This is a genomic window from Weissella confusa, assembly GCA_041871065.1.
GTDB lineage: Bacteria > Bacillota > Bacilli > Lactobacillales > Lactobacillaceae > Weissella > Weissella confusa_A.
In genome coordinates this window covers 1,911,327-1,929,373 of sequence record CP168942.1, presented here as the reverse complement: position 1 = coordinate 1,929,373, position 18,047 = coordinate 1,911,327, and the positions used below count along the sequence as shown (strand labels likewise).

Sequence of the window (18,047 nt, the reverse complement as noted above, 5' to 3'; positions counted from 1 at the left end):
ATCTTAACAGGAGGAACATTACCATGAGTGAAGCAACTATTGCTTTGAAGGCACAACAAGTTGAAGAAGTTGCTGACAAGTTTAAGTCAGCCGCATCTGCAGTTGTTGTTGACGTGCGTGGGTTGACGGTTGAACAAGCCAACAACTTGCGTTCAGAATTGCGTTCAGAAGGCGTTGAGTTGAAGGTTATCAAGAACAAGATCTTGACGCGTGCTGCTGAAGCCGCTGAATTGACTGACTTGAACGACTTGTTTGTCGGACCATCAGCCGTTGCATTCTCTAACGAGGACGCAATCGCTCCTTCACGCATTTTGAAGAAGTTTGCTGATAACATCGAAGCCTTGGAAATCAAGGGTGGTGTTGTTGACGGTCAAGTTGCATCTGTTGAAGATATCAACAAGTACGCAGCTTTGCCAGACCGCGACGGTTTGTTGTCAATGTTGTTGTCAACGTTGCAAGCACCTGTTCGCAACTTTGCATACGCAGTTAAGGCTGTGTCAGACGCAAAGGAAGAAGCTGCTGAAGCCTAAGCATCCGCTTGGCATTATGCAGGTTTACCCGGGCATTGCCCAAACAAATAAAATCGCCGCATAGGCAAATAAACGAGGAGATTAATTATCATGGCATTTGATAAGGATTCAATCATCGCTTCATTGAAGGAAGCTACGATTTTGGACTTGGCTGACTTGGTTTCAGCTATTGAAGAAGAGTTTGGTGTTTCAGCTGCTGCCCCTGTTGCAGTTGCTGGTGCAGCTGGTGGTGCCGAAGCAGCCAAGACTGAATTTGACGTTGAGTTGACTTCAGCTGGTTCAGCTAAGGTTCAAGTTATCAAGGCAGTTCGCGAAGCAACTGGTTTGGGCTTGAAGGAAGCTAAGGACTTGGTAGACAACGCTCCTTCAGCTATCAAGGAAGGCGTTTCAGAAGACGAAGCTAACGAATTGAAGGCTAAGTTGGAAGAAGCTGGTGCCGTTGTTACTGTTAAGTAATTAACGCCCTTCTTTAAAAAAGACGTGATACTTCGGTATCACGTCTTTTTTTGCGCTGCTAAAAGTTTAGATTAAGTCTGACGGTCTAAACTTATAGTCACCAGCTTTGATATAGAGAGAAGGAATAATTATGGATCGGTCAGACAAAAGGCGAAACCAGCGCAGACGTAAAATCTGGTTGTCGCTTTTGGTGGCTGCTATCGTGATGAGTGGGTCGTTGATTGGTATGACAATGGATGGTCATTCGATGTCTGTGAGTGGCGTTATTAAACGCGTGACAACGGCCATTGGGGTGGTTGGGAAGAAGGCTACCTCGAGCGAAGCAAGTGACTTAAAAGCGAAATGGGCGACTGACACGCAGTCTGCAAACGCAGATGCGACAATCGCTATCTATGATAAGCAAACGGGCGTGACAGCCTCTTATACAACATCTGGACGCAGCCAGTTTAAAACTGCCAGTGTTGTTAAGGTGGCTGTGTTATCGAATTTGATAGCACAACACACTAACAATCAGACGAACATGACGATTAATGAAAAAACGTTAGCGACAGCGATGATTGAAGATAGTGATAACGATGCGACAACCGCACTGTTAGAATATGAAGGCGGATTTAAAGCGCCGGATAAGTTGTTCAACAAATTAGGTATGACAAATTCTAAGATGGATGAGTCTGCGTGGGGATATAGTTTAACCACGGCAACTGATCAAGTGACATTATTGCGCAACGTTTTTTATGACAGTTCAGTTTTGCCAGATGCGGGTCGTTCATATATCGCTAATCTAATGAGTAACGTCTCTTCAGATCAGAACTGGGGTGTGAGTGCCGGTGCTGGTAGTGATGCGACAGTGGCATTAAAGAATGGCTGGTTGGAAGATTCCAACGGTTGGATTATTAATTCAATCGGGCACGTTAAATCAGACAGTAGCGACTATGTTATTGCAGTCTTAACGAGTGGTAATTCCAGTGAGCAGTCGGGCATTAATTTGGTACAAAAGTTGGCGACAACTACCTATGATTATCTGAATAACTAGTCGAACGGCCCTGCATAAGCAGGGCCGTTTTTTGCTTTGTTCAGGGTGTTGATAGTTAACTTTTTATCATGACAAAATATTGTTGTTCTATTACTAAAAATTTTCAATCGCAGTAAAACTATTGTCTTGTTCCGATTAATCGGATAGTCTTGTGAAGTTGATGAGATGCAAACTCATCTAAACAACATTGAATGAGGAGGGAACAAGATGTTGCATATTGATAACTTAACGGTGGCCTACACAGCAACCCCAGTTTTTCAAAATTTGTCTGTGGCGTTTAGCCCAGGCAAGATTACAGGGATTATTGGACCGAACGGAGCTGGTAAGTCAACTTTAATTAAGGGAGCGCTTGGATTAGTTCGACGTACAGGGGGCGCGACGATTGATGGTCGGCCAATTAAGATGGCCCGTCGCAAAGTCGCATACGTCGAGCAACGAGCGGCGTTGGATTTAACGTTTCCGATCAGCGTTTTTGAGGTGGTCTTAACGGGTACGTATGGCAAGTTAGGATTATTCAAAAGCCCTGGGCAGAAAGAACGTGAATTAGTTGATGAGGCCTTAGCGCAAGTTCATTTGACTGAATTCAAAAATCGACAAATTGGAGAATTGTCGGGTGGTCAATTGCAACGTGTGTTCGTGGCACGCGCAATTGTGCAACAAGCAGAAGTTGTGATTTTAGATGAGCCGTTTGTTGGTATCGACATGAAATCCGAAGAGGATATCATGCGGGTGCTGAAGAAATGGCGCGATGACGGCAAGACAATTATTGTGGTGCACCACGATTTAAATAAGGTGGGGAAGTACTTTGATGAATTGCTGATTATGAATCACGGGGTGATTGCACATGGACCGGTTGCTGAAGTTTATAACCAAGCTAACGTCCAACAAGCATTTTCAGCAGATTTGGGTGCCATTTTATTTAATAAATCTGAGGGGGCGTAGCGGATGGCCAGCATTGGAGAGTTTTTAGCAGCATTGGGGCATTATAACTTTTTACAGAGCGCTTTGTTAGCGTCAGTGATGGTTGGAGTCATGTCGGGGATTATCGGGAGTTTTATTATTTTACGCGGGATGTCATTGATGGGTGATGCCATTTCGCACAGTGTGCTACCAGGAGTTGCAGTTGCCTACATGTTAGGTATTAATCTGATGGTTGGTGCAGCAGCGTTTGGGGTGATTGCGGCATTGTTGATTGGGGCTGTAGCAGCGAATAGTAAGTTGAAGAATGATACCGCAATCGGGATTGTGTTCTCGGCATTTTTCGCACTTGGGTTCATCTTAATTTCAATGGCTGAGTCATCAACCAACTTGCATCACATTCTGTTTGGAAACGTGCTGGCGGTGTCTGATCGTGACTTGATGTCAACGGTGGCGGTACTAGTACTGGTCGTTTTGTTCGTTGTTATTTTTTACAAAGAATTGTTGATTACATCGTTTGATGAAACGTTTGCGAAGACGTACGGGTTGCAAACGGCGTATCTGCATTATGGGTTGATGTTGGTGCTGACGCTGGTTACTGTGTCGGCGTTGCAAACGGTTGGGATTATCTTGATTGTTGCGATGTTAATCACGCCAGCTGCGACGGCGTTCTTGTGGACTAATCGTTTGCAATGGATGCTGGTCATTGCGGCATCAGTTGGTGCTGTCGCGTCAGTTATTGGTTTGTACCTGTCATACACAATGAATTGGGCATCTGGTCCAGCGATTGTTTTGATGGCTGCAATTATGTTTTTAGTATCGTTTGTCGTGTCACCGAAACAAGGATTTTTAACTAAGTGGGGGAAGCAAAGTGTTTAAGAAGATTGCGATTACCGTAGGTGCATTAGGAGTTGTTGCTGGGGGATTAGCTTGGTTCGTCTCACAACGTGACAGTCAAAAGGCTGAAGCAAGTGGTGAGTTGCGTATCGTTACAACAAATTCAATTTTGGAAGATATGGTCGAACAAGTTGGTGGTGATGATGTAAAGGTCTACAGCATTGTTAAGCGTGGCACTGACCCGCACGAATACGAACCTAAGACGGCTGATATTACAGCCACAACTGAAGCTAATGTTATTTTCCACAATGGTTTGAATCTAGAAACAGGTGGTAATGGCTGGTTTACGAAGCTGACGGAAACGGCTAACAAGCGTGATGGTAAAGAAGTATTTGCGGCATCAAAGCTAGTACAACCAATGTATCTAACTGCTGCCGGCAAGGAACAGGAAACTGATCCACACGCATGGTTGGATTTGAGTAATGGTATCAAGTACGTTCAAACGATTACAGCTGTTCTTAAGGAAAAGGATCCTGAACACGCAGCTGAATTTGAAAAGCGCTCAGCTGCCTATCAAAAGAAGTTGTTGGCGTTGCATGAAGAAGCACAACGTAAGTTTGGGGACGTACCAGAGAACAAGCGCTTACTAGTAACTTCTGAAGGAGCTTTCAAGTATTTCTCAAAGGCTTACGGTATTAAGCCAGCGTTTATCTGGGAAATCAACACTGAGTCACAGGGAACACCTGAGCAAATGAAGCAAGTGTTGGCAAAGATTAACGAGTCTGATGTAAAGTCACTATTCGTTGAAAGTTCTGTTTCACCTAAGTCGATGGAGAAGGTTTCTAAGGAAACTGGTTTGCCAATCTACGAGAAGATTTATACGGATTCTTTGGCTAAGAAGGGAACGCAAGGTGACACTTACTACGACATGGTTAAGTGGAATATCGATAAGATTCACGCTGGTATGATGGTTGAATAATTAAAAACAAAGACGTGTCCCGTGCTAGGGGACACGTCTTTGTGCCTTAAAGAAGCTATTAAAAGTCTTATATTTCGCACAAATAGTTGAGCATAAATGCACGAATAACAAGGGTTCCATTGGTATAATGTCTGTAAAAGGCCTGGTATAGGGGAATTTTTATTTACAAAAAAATAGTGAATTCGTTTACAAATCCACTTTGCGGGTCTAAAATTATTTGAGGATTTATTTTTTAATTACATTTTTTGTGGGATACTGAGGAGATTTTTTCATATGGCTAATAAAAACATCGTCGTAGTTGGTGCCGGTTATTCTGGTGTATTTACTGCGCGCAAGTTGGCTAAGCGATTGAAGGGCACGGATTACCAAATTGTTTTGGTAGATCGCCACTCATTCTTTACGTACATGACGGAGTTGCATGAAGTTGCAACGAAGCGTGTTGAGCCAAAGCACATCCAATTTGATTTGCGTACATTGTTCGTACGCCAACCAAACGTTAAGATTGTGACTGCCACAGTTGATACGATTGATAAGGAAGCAAAGATTGTTAAGACTTCTGAAGGAGACATTCCTTACGAGAAGTTGGTCTTGGCAACTGGTGGTACGACTAATACATTTGGTACGCCAGGTGTTGAGGAGTACGGCTACACGTTGTGGTCATTTGAAGAAGCTGTTCGCCTTCGTTCACACATCGAAGAAGTTATTCGCGAAGGTGCTATGGAGTTGGATCCAGCCAAGCGCGAAGCTAAGTTGCGTATTGCGGTTGTTGGTTCAGGATTTACTGGTGTCGAATTGGCCGGTGAATTGATTGAACAACGTCGTGAGCTTGCCGAAGCTAACAACTTGGATGAATCAGAAATTAAGATTGACGTGATTGAAGCTGCGCCAACAATTTTGAACATGTTGACGAACCGTAAGCTTGCTGACAAGGGTGAGCAATACATGATCAAGCACGGTGTTAACATGCGTAAGTCTGCCGGTGTTGTTGAAGTGAAGGAACACGCTGCCGTTCTGAAGGACGGTACGGAAATTCCTACTGAAACGTTGGTTTGGACGGCCGGTGTTAAGGCTAAGGAGCAAGGTTCAAAGTGGGGCTTGGAACAAGGCCCTGCTGGTCGCTTTATGGCCGATGACTACTCACGTGCTAAGGGTGAAGAAGACATTTATGTTGTTGGTGACGTGGCAGCCTACCAAGAGCCTGCTCGTACAATTCCTGACAACCCACGTTCAGGTTGGACGCCACAAACGGTTGAAGGTGGAGAGTCTGCTGCTAACACAGCTGTTCCTAACATCATCTTCGATTTGTTGGGTAAGGGATCACGTAAGGCCTTCAAGGGTCACTACCAAGGTTACGCTGTTTCAATCGGTGCGCACTACACGGTTGGAATTGCTGAGCAACTTGGTAGCGTAAAGCTTGGTAAGAATGGTTTGCCATTGTCTGGCTTCTTTGCCAACATGTTCAAGCACATCATTAACTTGTACTTCTTTGCGCAAATTACGAGTGGTTACCACATCTTCCACTACTTGATGGACGAGTTCTTCCGTACGCCAAATGGTCGTACGCCATTCTATGGTTGGACGTCACGTATGGGTAACGTTTTGTGGACTGTGCCACTACGTATTGTTGTTGGTATCTTGTGGATTTCTGCAGGTGCATCAGTTTCAGGAACAATTGGTATGATTGCCACGGTTGTTGGTTGGTTGATTGCCTTTGGTCTTTTGACGTCAATTGCCGGTTTCGTTGCCTTTGTATTGGGATTGGTATTGATTTTTGCTGGTTCAGCTACAACGTCAATGGTTTTGTTGACGTTCGCTTCATTGGCCGTTATGAACGGTTCAGGTCGCACGTTCGGTTTGGACTACTGGGTAACGCCATTCTTGGAGAAGACGCTTGGACGTAGCTTGTACGGTAAGCACGAGTCACGTTACAACGACTTGAAGAAGTAATAAATGAAAAGGGAGCACGATGATTAAGTTCATCGTGCTCCCTTTTACATATGCTGTGAAGCGTAGAAGGCTGAGATAATGCCATGGGCGACGCTAACGTTAATTGAGCGTACGCTACCATATTGTGGAATGTAAATCATGGCATCAGCCGCGTCGATTAAATCATCCGCTAAGCCAAGTTTTTCTTCCCCAAATAGGAAGGCGGACTTAGCCGGGAATTGTACGTCATACACTGATTGTGGGTTGTAGCCAGGTGTATTATCGACGGCGTAAATCGTATAGCCATCAGCATGTAAGTTATCGAATAACCCCTGATAATCAGTCACGCGATGGTGTTCGATGTGTTCATAGTTTTGGGTACCCAGTGACCCGCGACGATCCCATTTCTTGATGCCTTCCGTAGAATCAGGAATCGCAGGGTTTTCGGGGTTTAGGAAAATAATCTTGCGCATACCAAACGCATTACTGTTACGTACGGCAGAAGCTTTGTTGAAATCATGGCTTAGGTTTTGCATGATGGTAATCATGTCGCCACGACGCTCGTCTAGGGCGGCTTTTATTTCGTCATCCGATTGACCTTTGAAAAAGTCCGTGACGTTACGGTAGTCGGCTGAGCGACTTAAATCGATGTCTGACATATGTAAATCCTCTCAAAACTATTGTACCCGACAAATTGCACCAAACGCCACAAAACATAGGTCGAGTTTGGTATTATGGTAAGTAGCAAAAAATAAGTAAGGGGGGCGTGAACATGACGCCAATTATCGAGTTGTCGCATGTGACGTACTCATATCCAAATAGTGAGACACCAGCCTTGAATGATCTCTCATTAACGATCAATCAAGGTGAGTGGATTGCGATTATTGGACATAATGGGTCGGGTAAGTCGACCTTAGCGAAACTATTGAATTATTTGTTGGCGCCAACGGCAGGTGAGATTACGATTGCCGGCACGCCAGTTAACGAAGATAACATGTGGGCCATTCGTGACTTAGTGGGGATGGTCTTTCAAAATCCGGATAACCAATTTGTCGGCGCAACGGTAGCTGACGATGTGGCCTTTGGGATGGAAAATCGTGGTATTCCACGTGAAGAAATGGTGCCTCGCGTTACAGAAGCACTTGAAAAGGTTGGCATGGCTAAGTTCGCAGATCGCGAACCTGCCCGCCTTTCTGGCGGTCAAAAGCAACGTGTGGCAATTGCATCTGTGCTTGCCATTCAACCACAAATCTTAATCCTGGACGAAGCAACGGCCATGCTTGATCCCAAGGGACGTCGTGAAATGATTGCGTTGGTGCATGATTTGAAGCGTCAACTTGGTGACACGTTGACGGTCATCTCAATCACGCACGACATCGAAGAGGCAGCGAGTGCTGACCGCGTTATCGTGATTAACGATGGTGATTTGATGCAAACAGGTACGCCAGAAGACGTTTTTGCCAACGCTGAAAAGTTGCGCGAATTCGGTTTGGCAGTGCCTTTCGCAGAACAACTAAAGGAAAAGTTGCGTGAACGTGGGATTGATGTTCCCGACTCATACTTAACGACTGAAGGGATGGTGGATTGGCTATGGCAATCAATTTCAACCAAGTAGGTTTTACGTATCAATTGAACACGCCATTCGCGACGCCAGGTTTGCATGATGTTAACTTCACCATGCCAGAAGGAAAGTTCACGGCAGTAATTGGGCACACTGGTTCAGGTAAGTCGACTATGGTGCAGCACCTAGACGGGTTGGTAATCCCAACGGCTGGCGAAATTACGATTGGTGAACAACGGATTGTGCCAACAACGAAGCCAAAAGAGCTGAACCAAATGCGTGCTCACGTGGGACTTGTTTTCCAATTCCCTGAAGCACAATTATTTGAACAGACGGTCTTGAAGGACGTGATGTTTGGTCCAAAGAATTTTGGTAAGTCGGAAGCCGAAGCGAAAGAAGCTGCCCAACGTGCCTTGCGCACGGTGGGGATGGCTGAACGATTTGATGAGCGTTCACCTTTTGAGTTGTCTGGTGGTCAAATGCGCCGTGTCGCGATTGCCGGCGTTTTGGCAATGGAACCGGATTTGTTGATTCTTGATGAGCCCACGGCTGGACTAGATCCTGCTGGGCAAGAAGAATTAATGACACTGTTTGCACGCTTGCAAAAGGAACGCGACATGACGGTCGTGTTGATTACGCACCAAATGGAATATGTTGCGCAATATGCCGATCACGTGGTTATTTTCGAAGGCGGTACCGTTGTGAAAGAAGGGACGCCAGCCGAAGTCTTTGCGGATGTGGCGTGGCTCCATGAAAAGCAACTTGATGTGCCAATCGCCAAGCAGTTTGCGGATCAACTTGCCGATAAGGGCTTGCAACTTGAAAATGTCTTAGATATCGACCAATTGGCGGATCAATTGGCTGCAAAATTAGGAGGGGAAGCGCATGTTTAATAACCTCTTGATTGGACGTTATATGCCCGGTGAGTCATGGATTCACCGTTTGGATGCGCGCACAAAACTAGTGCTCAGCATCGCCTTTATTTTTGTGATTTTCTTTGCCAATAATGTGGCTGGTTATGTGGTTGCCGGAATCTTTACGTTGATGGCCATTACCTTAACTGGCTTGGGTGTTGGTGTCTTCTTACGTGGCGTACGACCATTATTGTTTTTGATGTTTATCACAACACTTTTGCAATTATTCTTTGTCCAAACAGGTCACGTACTTTGGCACTGGTGGATTATCACGATTACCACGGATGGTGTGATTAACAGTATCGAAGTGTTCGTACGCTTCGTCTTGATTATCATGTTTTCAACCATTTTGACACTAACAACCCAGCCACTAGCAGTTGCGGACGCAATGGAGAATTTGCTGGCGCCTTTGAAAAAGGTAGGCTTCCCCGTTGCTGAGTTGGCCTTGATGTTGTCAATTGCGTTGCGCTTTGTGCCAACACTAATGGATGAAGCCGAGACGATTATGAATGCGCAACGTGCACGTGGTGTTGAATTCAACGAAGGAAACATCGTTAGTCGCATTAAGGCGTTTGTACCATTGCTTATTCCATTGTTCATTAACGCGATTAAGCGTGCAATTGAGCTTGGGGATGCTATGGAAGCCCGTGGTTACCGTGGTGGTGATCACCGCACGAAGTACCGTGTTTTGACTTGGGGCAAGCAAGATACGGTTGCAGTCATTGGATTTATCGTATTTGCCGTTGTCTTAATTGCAACGCGCTGGATTTAGAAAGAAGAGAAGAGATGCCACGATACAAAGCAACAATTTCGTATGATGGCACAGAATTTTATGGTTGGCAGGTTCAGCCTGGCAAGCGAACTGTGCAACTAGAGATGGAAAAAGTCGTTAATAAGATGGCCAAGGATCCAACAGAACACATTCGAGTGCAGGGATCGGGTCGTACTGATGCGCGCGTTCACGCAATGGGACAAGTCGTGCACTTCGATTTGCCATTTGATATTCCGAACGAGGCAGTACGTAAAGGACTTTCAACGATGTTACCTTACGACATCGGTATTAAGTCAGTTGAAAAGGTGGATGAGTCTTTCCACGCGCAGTTCAGCGCTCACAATAAGACGTATCTATACCGTCTTTCAACGACTGAATTCATCGATCCGTTTAAGCGTAACTACACCGGTCACTGGCACCGCCGTATCGATACGAGTTTGATGCAGCAAGCCATCGGCGATTACGTTGGTGAACACGATTGGTTGAGTTTTGTCGCCTCAGGTTTCCAACAAAAAACGACGGTCCGCACGGTTTACTCAGCTAAGATGTGGGAGAAGCCAGAAGACGATGAAATTTGGTTTGAGTTCTCAGGTAATGGATTCTTGTACAATCAAATTCGTATCATGGTCGGTGTGTTGTTGGAGATTGGAAATGGTTCACGACCAGTCGACGATATTCAACGTTTATTTGCGGTGAAGGATCGTCAACAAGCCCGATTCACGGCTCCAGCTCAGGGTCTTTACTTGATGTCGGTTGATTATTAATTAGATTGGCCGAAAACTAACGAAATTACTAAATCCGAGGGCTATTGCCGTTGACGTTTGGTCAGAAAAAAGGTAAGATAAATCTCGGTATTGTTTACCACACCGCAATGGGAATGTCCTGGTACGACTTTTTTAATTATTGGTAAAGTAAACAAACAGAATATTGGAGGAATTTTCCATGCGTACAACTTATATGGCAAAGCCAGGTGAGATCGATCGCAAGTGGTATGTCATCGATGCAACTGATATTGCATTGGGACGTTTGTCAACTGTCGTAGCATCAATCTTGCGTGGTAAGAACAAGCCTACTTTCACGCCTAACGTCGACACTGGTGATAACGTTATCGTTATCAACGCCGAAAAGGTCGCTTTGACGGGTAAGAAGGCTACGGACAAGATTTACTACCACCACTCAAACCACCCAGGTGGTTTGAAGGAGCGTCAAGCTGGTGACTTGCGAGAGAAGAACCCACAACGTTTGATCGAGCTTTCAGTTCACGGCATGTTGCCAAAGGGTACTCTTGGTCGCCAACAAGGTTTGAAGTTGCACGTGTTTGCTGGTTCAGAGCACACACACGCAGCACAAAACCCTGAAGTGTTGGATATCACTAACCTTATTTAATTTAACGAAAGGAGAATAGTTAATTATGGCTCAAGTACAATACTACGGAACTGGCCGTCGTAAGAACTCTGTTGCCCGCGTACGTTTGGTACCTGGTAACGGTGCAATCACGATCAACGGTCGTTCAGCTGAACAATACATTCCTTTCGCTAACTTGCGTGAGGTTATGGTACAACCATTCAACGTTACTGAAACTCTAGGAAACTACGATGTTTTGGTTAACGTAAACGGTGGTGGTTTCTCAGGTCAATCTGGTGCTATCCGTCACGGTATCTCACGTGCTTTGTTGCAAGTGGATCCTGACTTCCGTGCAGCTTTGAAGAAGGCTGGATTGTTGACTCGTGACGCTCGTATGAAGGAGCGTAAGAAGCCAGGTTTGAAGAAGGCCCGTAAGGCTTCACAATTCTCAAAGCGTTAATCTTTCGATTTTCACTTTCTGGATTGGAAACGAATCCAAAAACAAAAAACGCGTTTGCAATTTCGATTGCGAACGCGTTTTTTTGTTGGTTTCTTTACGATTAGCATGAAAATATGAAAAGTCTGAAATATAAGACTTATTATTTGAAGGATAAATTGTGAAGGAATATACTAACTGTGTCAGATGGAGATAAGGGAGTTTCCACCTTGATGATCAAAACTATTCGTTTTTAGATTGTTGGAGGGGTTTAACAATGACGACTATGACAGCAGCATTCCAAGGATTTTGGAAGCACATCTTTGACTTCAAGGGTCGCACAACGCGTAAGGATTATTTCTTGAATGTGTTGTGGCAGGCCGTTTGGCTTGGAATGATTGCTTTGCTTTTGGCACTATTCAGCAACAACTTATTGGTACATCTTTCAGCAAGTGTTGATAACACAGGTATCGTTGCTGTTGGCGTATTGTTCTTTGTATCAGTACTTGCCATTGCAGTACCATCACTTTCATTGATGGTCCGACGTTTCAACGACATCGGCCTTAATTACTGGGGCTGGAAGATTCTTGTTATTGTACTTGGGTTGTCGCTTATGCCATTCGGTAGCGGTGTAACTTGGGTTCACTTCGCTGTGAGTGCAGTTATCTTCGTTCTAGCTTTGGTTGGAACGGATGGCTTGAAGAACGTGCCGATTATAGGCGGTCGAATTAAGTAAAACCAATGACGTATGAAGATTGGCTTCGCTGAGAAGCCAATCTTTTTTTGTGGTGAGGTGGTGTTATCATCTGAAATGCGGTAAAGTGGTTGCTTTACGTGAGGTGTTTTTGAGATGACTAAATATTATAAAATTGCGATTGCGTTGGCTGTTTCGACCTTCGCGATTGGCACCACTGAATTTGTGCCGGTAGGAATGCTGACAGATATTGCCAAGGATATGCATGTCTCGACAGGGATGATTGGCTTACTTGTGACCGGGTATGCAATTGCACAAGCGGTCGGTGCGCCAATTGCAACAAGTTTTGTTGGTCGGGTAGCTCGTCGTCGCTTGTTTACGTGGTTGATGTTTGCGTTTGCGGTATTGAATGTCGCTTCCGCGGTAGCCCCTTCGTATGGGCTTTTGTTGGTGACCCGCGCATTGACCGCTGTGGTGCACGGTGTGTTCTTCGCGACAGCGTCGGTATATCTGACGAACATGGCACCACTAGATAAGAAGGGTGAAGCGGCCTCGTGGTTATTTGGTGGCCTGACTGTTGCGACGGTCTTCGGTGTACCATTTGGCACCTACTTAGGTGATGTCGTCGGTTGGCGCGCAACGTTTGCGGTAGTCGGCATCATTGGATTGATCGGTTGGTTGGGTGTCTTAATCCAAGTGCCCAAGTCGGCAGCGCCTTCAGTTACGGACAACCAATTGTTAGGAATTATTACTGTTATTCGACAGCCGCGCATTTCCCTAACCCTCTTGATGGCAACGCTTGGATTCGGGGCAACCTTTGTGTTGTACACGTACATCCGACCTTATCTCCAACAAGTAACTGGCATTTCAACGACTAGTGTTGTGTGGGTGCTAGTACTGTATGGTGTCTTTGTCACAATAGGAAATGTGATTGGTGGTCGACTAGCGAACCGCCAGTCGCTAAATGTACTAATGGGTGTGTTCTTAGCGCAAGCAGTTGTGCAGGGAATCCAGTTGGTAGTATTACCGAAGGCTGGTTGGTATTTGATGGGTGTCGCACTACTTGGGTTAGTGGCATTCATGGGTAATGCATCGTTGCAAAGTCGCATTATCATAACGACAACTGAGCTGGCACCAGCGCATACTGATGTTGCTTCAGCGCTCAATGTATCAGCGTTAAACTTCGGTATTGCTGGTGGTTCATTTGTGGGTAACATGGTGATGTCCCATGTTGGCTTACAAACACTACCGATTGTTGGTGCGGTGATTGGTCTGTTGGCAATCGGGGTTGCGCAACTTCTTAAACGTTATTAATGACGATAGCCGTTCGAGTCAGATGATTCGAACGGCTTTTTTTGTCCAAAATTTCTGGCAACGTTTAACGTCATGTTAAAAATCGGTTTTTGTTCAACAACTCACATTCCCGTAAACTTAGATTATGTAGGATTTAATCTATGGGAATGCGAAGGTAAGGAACAATCGAACGAATAAAACATGCTGTTTTGATTAGTGGGGTATTGCTTGGGGGCATTGTGGGGATGACGACAAGTAACGTGCCAGTTCACGCGGAGGCAACACTAACAAGCACAGCAACTGAAGATGTCGCAAGTTGGGTGCCTGATGCAGCTTTGCGCGTGGCGTTACAAGCTGCCTTGGGGAAGGGGACACCATTGACGAAGGATAACGTTGCGACAATTACGCAACTCAATCTGACGTATGATGGCATCACTAATTTGTCAGGACTTGAGTTTGCGACGAACTTGCGGGCGCTTGATTTAACAGGTAACACGATCACAGATATTACACCGTTACAACATTTACACAATCTGACTGACGTTAGCTTGCGCATGAACAAGGCGAGTGTAATGCCAGATTTGACGCCACTTGCAGGGACACCGGTTAAGTCACTGAATTTAGTTGCAGACGACTATGGGACGCAACCGGATAAGCTGGCGGGGCTCGCCCAATTAACGTCGCTTGAAGAATTAGAAATGCAGAACAATGATCTGACAACGGTGCCACCGGTGACTGATTTGCCTAAACTAAGTTATTTGGGAATTGCTGGTAATAAGTTAACGTCAGTCCAAGGATTGGCGGGGATGCATCAACTGACTGCTTTGAAGGTTGGTTCAAATCAGCTAACCGATTACACACCGATTGCATCGCTCACAAACTTAACAACGTTGTCGATTGGGAATAATCGTAGCAATGATATTTCGATGTTGCGCTCACTAGTTAACTTACAAGAAGCGACATTTTCGCAGATGGGGTTAACGAATAATGCGGTGCAGGTATTTTCGTACATGCCCAAGTTGGTGACGTTATCAATCGATTTTAATGATCAAATTTCTGACCTAACGCCGTTGGCTGGTTTACGCCAACTGCAAAGTTTGAACTTTAGCAAGGACCAAGTCAGTGATTTAACACCGCTTAAGCAATTAACGAATTTGACTGACCTAAGCTTTTCAAATGCGCAAGTTGCTAATTTGGCACCGCTGGCTGGTTTAACAAAGCTGACGTCATTGAATCTATTACGTAATCACGTATCAGATTTGAGTCCATTGCAAAATTTGCAGGGACTATCTTATCTGAATGCGAAGTACCAGTCGGTCACTAACGCAGCCATTGGGTTGAAGAGTGGTGAAACGACAGCAACGGTGCCATTGTCAGTCAAAGACACGTCGGGTAATGGCATTGCCTTGCAACAAGATGGGGCACCGCTTAAAACGGTAAACGGTCAGGTGACGCTGCAAGGCGTTAAGCCAGATAGTTCCGCCTTTTTGTCTTGGGACAACAAAAGTGCCAGTGGAATTAACAGTCGCTTTAGTGGGACAGTGGAGCAACCTTTCACGGTTAAAACAGAGGTGGCACAACCGAGTCGTTTGCCAGTCACGTTGGCCGTGTTGAAAGGGGATGGCAGTAACCTAACCTCTGTGGCAAGTAACTACATCAAGTCGGCTGCAACGTTTGAACCTGACGAAGATGGCACAGGCACGTTAACGATTACGGCTAAAGTACCGGCTAATTATGGCCCTAACAGCATTACGTTCACGAGTGGTCGTCAATTATCAGCGAACTTGGTGGGATCTGAATATATCATGACCTATGCGTTCGATTTAACGGCTGAACAGGTTGCTAAGCCATTGTTTATCGAAAACATGCACGTTGATTTCCGCACTGGCAGTTTCGTCTATGATAATTGGTATGATGTGACCTTCCGCTTAGAAGGTATGCCAGGCGCCGCGCCACTACCATCAGTGAACGAGACAACTGAGCAGGATACAACAGTAGCAATGTTGACTGAAGGTGTCATGCGACCAGAAACACCACAGAAGCAAATCAAAGCACAAGTGATTAAAACGGCGCCTGTAGCAACGCCGCAGTTTGCCAAAACGGAAAAGCTGGTTAAGCAAACGCCGATTGTCGCAGCTGGTGTTGTACCAATACAGAAGCCAGCTGTAATGACGAAATCTGAGGAGAAGCCAGCTGCACGAGTTGTGCCAGATAAGCCAGATGATAAGACGCCAACGGTTGTCACGAAATCACAGCCAGCACCAACTGGCGCCGAACCACAAACGTCAACGGAAATGATTATCGTCGCAGCCGTGGGTAGCATTGTGATTGGATTGATTCTTGGTTGGGCTGGTATTGATTGGTGGGGGAAGCGTCATTAATAACATGACGGTATTGCATGAAATTTAACATGGCATTGAAATATATAATTTGACTTTGCCTAAATCAAAAGACTAAAATGAACCTAAGAAAGCGCTTACAAGAATGTGCGTATGGGGGTTTATAAAGATGTCAGATAAGAAGATTTCTGCAGGATTAGCAGCATTGAAGGTCATGGAAGGCTGGGGGATTGATACCATGTACGGTATTCCTTCTGGTACGCTAAGTGGTTTGATGAATGCGATGGGAAATCCAGAAAACAAGGTGAAGTTTATCCAAGTTAAGCACGAAGAAATTGGTGCGATGGCTGCCGTTATGCAATATAAGTTCGGGGGAAACATTGCCGTAACTGTTGGGTCAGGTGGACCGGGTGCCACACACTTGATTAACGGATTGTACGATGCGTATATGGATCACATCCCCGTGCTAGCGATTTTGGGATCAAAGCCAGTGCGTGAATTGAACATGGATTCATTCCAAGAATTGAACCAAAATCCAATGTACGATCACATTGCGGTCTACAACCGTCGTGTCGCTACAGCTGAGCAATTGCCACACTTGGTGGACGATGCAATTCGTACCGCCATTTCAAAGCGTGGTGTTGCGGTGCTTGAAGTGCCAGCTGACTTTGGCTTTGCTGAGTTGGATGCTGAGTCAATCTACTCAACACCTTTGTACTCTTCAGGAACGAAGTACAAGCGCTACAAGCCAGTAGCACCAGAGGCTGAAGAAATTGATGAGGCTGTTGCTATTTTGAAGGCTTCGGAGCGTCCGGTTATCTATGCTGGTTTCGGAACCCAAGGTCACGGTGACTTGGTGGAAGAGTTGTCACGCAAGATTAAGGCACCGGTGATTACGACCGGAAAGAACTTCGACAACTTCAATTGGGACTTTGAAGCATTGACTGGTTCAGCGTTCCGTGTTGGTTGGAAGCCAGCCAATGAAGCTGTTTTGGAGGCCGATACGGTATTGTTCATCGGAACAAACTTCCCATTCTCAGAAGTTGAGGGAACGTTCCGTAACGTGAAGAAGTTCATTCAAATCGATGCGAACCCAGACATGCTTGGTAAGCGTCACGAAACGGATGTCGCCATCTTGGCTGATGCGGGTGAATCATTGAAGGCGTTGTTGGCAAAGGTTGAACCAGTAGCGGATACACCATGGTGGCAAGCAAACATCAAGAACGTTCAAAACTGGCGCGACTACATGAACAAGTTGGAGCAAAAGACAGAAGGACCGTTGCAAGCCTACCAAGTCTACAATGCCATCAACAAGCTAGCTGATGAAGATGCCATCTTCTCAACTGATGTCGGTGACGTGACACAATTGTCAACGCGTCACTTGCACATGAACCCTAAGCAAATGTGGCGTACATCCCCATTGTTCGCAACAATGGGAATCGCTTTGCCGGGTGGTATCGGTGCCAAGAATATTTACCCAGATCGTCAAGTTTGGAACATTATCGGTGATGGTGCGTTCTCAATGACGTATCCTGATGTTGTCACGAGTGTGCGTTACGACATGCCAATGATCAACGTTATCTTTACGAACACGGAGTACGGTTTCATCAAGAACAAGTATGAAGACACCAACGAGTACAACTTCGGGGTCGACTTTACCGATGTTGATTACGCCAAGGTTGGTGAAGCGCAAGGTGCCGTTGGTTTGACCGTTAACCGTATTGAAGATATTGACCGTGTGATGCAAGAAGCGGTTGATTACTACAAGCAAGGTCGCGTTGTCGTTGTGGATGCGAAGATTACCAAGGACCGTCCAATTCCAGTTGAAACGTTGAAGCTTGATACAAACTTGTACAGCGAAGACGTGGTCAAGGAATACAAGGAAAAGTACGAAGCTGAAGCGCTTGTGCCATTCCGTGAGTTCCTTGAAGGTGAAGGTTTGAAGTCAATCTACATCAAGGAAGATAATGCTAATAAGTTTAGTTTCTAAACTCAGTTAAGATGAATCGGTACTA

Annotated in this window: 18 protein-coding genes; 17 read left to right on the top strand and 1 reads right to left on the bottom strand. The window is 45.4% G+C overall.

The genetic code is table 11. The features are described 5' to 3' along the window. Positions 1-23: 23 nt before the first annotated feature. The 7 genes from rplJ (at position 24) to ACAW68_09290 (ending at position 6,700) form a co-directional block, all read left to right on the top strand. Positions 24-530, top strand: a complete 507-nt coding sequence (gene rplJ / locus ACAW68_09320) for a 50S ribosomal protein L10 (GenBank protein ID XGA15650.1) — start codon at positions 24-26, stop codon at positions 528-530. A 90-nt stretch (positions 531-620) separates the two neighbouring features. After that, entirely contained in the window at positions 621-986 is a 366-nt protein-coding gene (gene rplL, locus ACAW68_09315; protein XGA15649.1) for a 50S ribosomal protein L7/L12, read from the top strand. Positions 987-1,191: 205 nt separating this feature from the next. After that, positions 1,192-2,019: a serine hydrolase gene (locus tag ACAW68_09310; protein ID XGA17025.1), complete on the top strand. Its 828-nt coding sequence runs from the start codon at positions 1,192-1,194 to the stop codon at positions 2,017-2,019. Positions 2,020-2,226: 207 nt separating this feature from the next. Then, positions 2,227-2,961 carry a metal ABC transporter ATP-binding protein gene (locus ACAW68_09305; protein XGA15648.1) on the top strand — a complete coding sequence of 245 codons (735 nt, stop codon included), beginning with the start codon at positions 2,227-2,229 and terminating at the stop codon, positions 2,959-2,961. A 3-nt stretch (positions 2,962-2,964) separates the two neighbouring features. Beyond that, positions 2,965-3,816: a metal ABC transporter permease gene (locus ACAW68_09300; GenBank protein ID XGA15647.1), complete on the top strand. Its 852-nt coding sequence runs from the start codon at positions 2,965-2,967 to the stop codon at positions 3,814-3,816. Beyond that, positions 3,809-4,753, top strand: coding sequence for a metal ABC transporter solute-binding protein, Zn/Mn family (locus tag ACAW68_09295; GenBank protein ID XGA15646.1), 945 nt, complete (start codon positions 3,809-3,811; stop codon positions 4,751-4,753). Before ACAW68_09300 ends, ACAW68_09295 begins: the two co-directional genes overlap by 8 nt. A 273-nt stretch (positions 4,754-5,026) precedes the next feature. Further along, the gene (locus ACAW68_09290; GenBank protein XGA15645.1) at positions 5,027-6,700 is read left to right on the top strand and encodes an NAD(P)/FAD-dependent oxidoreductase; all 1,674 of its coding nucleotides are present in this window, start codon (positions 5,027-5,029) and stop codon (positions 6,698-6,700) included. A gap of 44 nt (positions 6,701-6,744) precedes the next feature. On the opposite strand, the gene ACAW68_09285 is transcribed toward ACAW68_09290, so the two are convergent. Continuing rightward, the gene (locus ACAW68_09285) at positions 6,745-7,338 is read right to left on the bottom strand and encodes a TrmH family RNA methyltransferase (GenBank protein XGA15644.1); all 594 of its coding nucleotides are present in this window, start codon (positions 7,336-7,338) and stop codon (positions 6,745-6,747) included. Positions 7,339-7,451: 113 nt separating this feature from the next. Between ACAW68_09285 and ACAW68_09280 the strand changes: the two genes are divergently transcribed. The 10 genes from ACAW68_09280 to spxB all read left to right on the top strand — a co-directional run bounded on the left by ACAW68_09280 (position 7,452) and on the right by spxB (position 18,022). Next, a complete protein-coding gene (locus ACAW68_09280) occupies positions 7,452-8,294 on the top strand; it encodes an energy-coupling factor ABC transporter ATP-binding protein (GenBank protein ID XGA15643.1) in 843 nt (280 codons plus the stop codon). Further along, complete coding sequence (locus ACAW68_09275) at positions 8,270-9,133, top strand: energy-coupling factor transporter ATPase (GenBank protein XGA15642.1); 864 nt, start codon at positions 8,270-8,272, stop codon at positions 9,131-9,133. Before ACAW68_09280 ends, ACAW68_09275 begins: the two co-directional genes overlap by 25 nt. Then, positions 9,126-9,926 (top strand): energy-coupling factor transporter transmembrane protein EcfT, encoded by an 801-nt coding sequence (locus tag ACAW68_09270; GenBank protein XGA15641.1) that lies wholly within the window; start codon positions 9,126-9,128, stop codon positions 9,924-9,926. The genes ACAW68_09275 and ACAW68_09270 overlap by 8 nt, the downstream gene beginning before the upstream one ends. Before the next feature lie 14 nt (positions 9,927-9,940). Then, the gene (gene truA, locus ACAW68_09265; protein XGA15640.1) at positions 9,941-10,690 is read left to right on the top strand and encodes a tRNA pseudouridine(38-40) synthase TruA; all 750 of its coding nucleotides are present in this window, start codon (positions 9,941-9,943) and stop codon (positions 10,688-10,690) included. 178 nt (positions 10,691-10,868) lie between these two features. Next, complete coding sequence (gene rplM / locus ACAW68_09260; GenBank protein XGA15639.1) at positions 10,869-11,312, top strand: 50S ribosomal protein L13; 444 nt, start codon at positions 10,869-10,871, stop codon at positions 11,310-11,312. Positions 11,313-11,337: 25 nt separating this feature from the next. Further along, entirely contained in the window at positions 11,338-11,730 is a 393-nt protein-coding gene (gene rpsI / locus ACAW68_09255; GenBank protein ID XGA15638.1) for a 30S ribosomal protein S9, read from the top strand. Between the two features lie 253 nt (positions 11,731-11,983). After that, positions 11,984-12,442: a DUF805 domain-containing protein gene (locus tag ACAW68_09250; GenBank protein XGA15637.1), complete on the top strand. Its 459-nt coding sequence runs from the start codon at positions 11,984-11,986 to the stop codon at positions 12,440-12,442. Positions 12,443-12,556: 114 nt separating this feature from the next. Beyond that, entirely contained in the window at positions 12,557-13,714 is a 1,158-nt protein-coding gene (locus ACAW68_09245) for an MFS transporter (GenBank protein XGA15636.1), read from the top strand. Between the two features lie 224 nt (positions 13,715-13,938). Beyond that, positions 13,939-16,074, top strand: coding sequence for a leucine-rich repeat domain-containing protein (locus ACAW68_09240; protein XGA15635.1), 2,136 nt, complete (start codon positions 13,939-13,941; stop codon positions 16,072-16,074). A 127-nt stretch (positions 16,075-16,201) separates the two neighbouring features. Continuing rightward, positions 16,202-18,022 carry a pyruvate oxidase gene (gene spxB, locus ACAW68_09235; protein XGA15634.1) on the top strand — a complete coding sequence of 607 codons (1,821 nt, stop codon included), beginning with the start codon at positions 16,202-16,204 and terminating at the stop codon, positions 18,020-18,022. Positions 18,023-18,047: the final 25 nt, after the last annotated feature.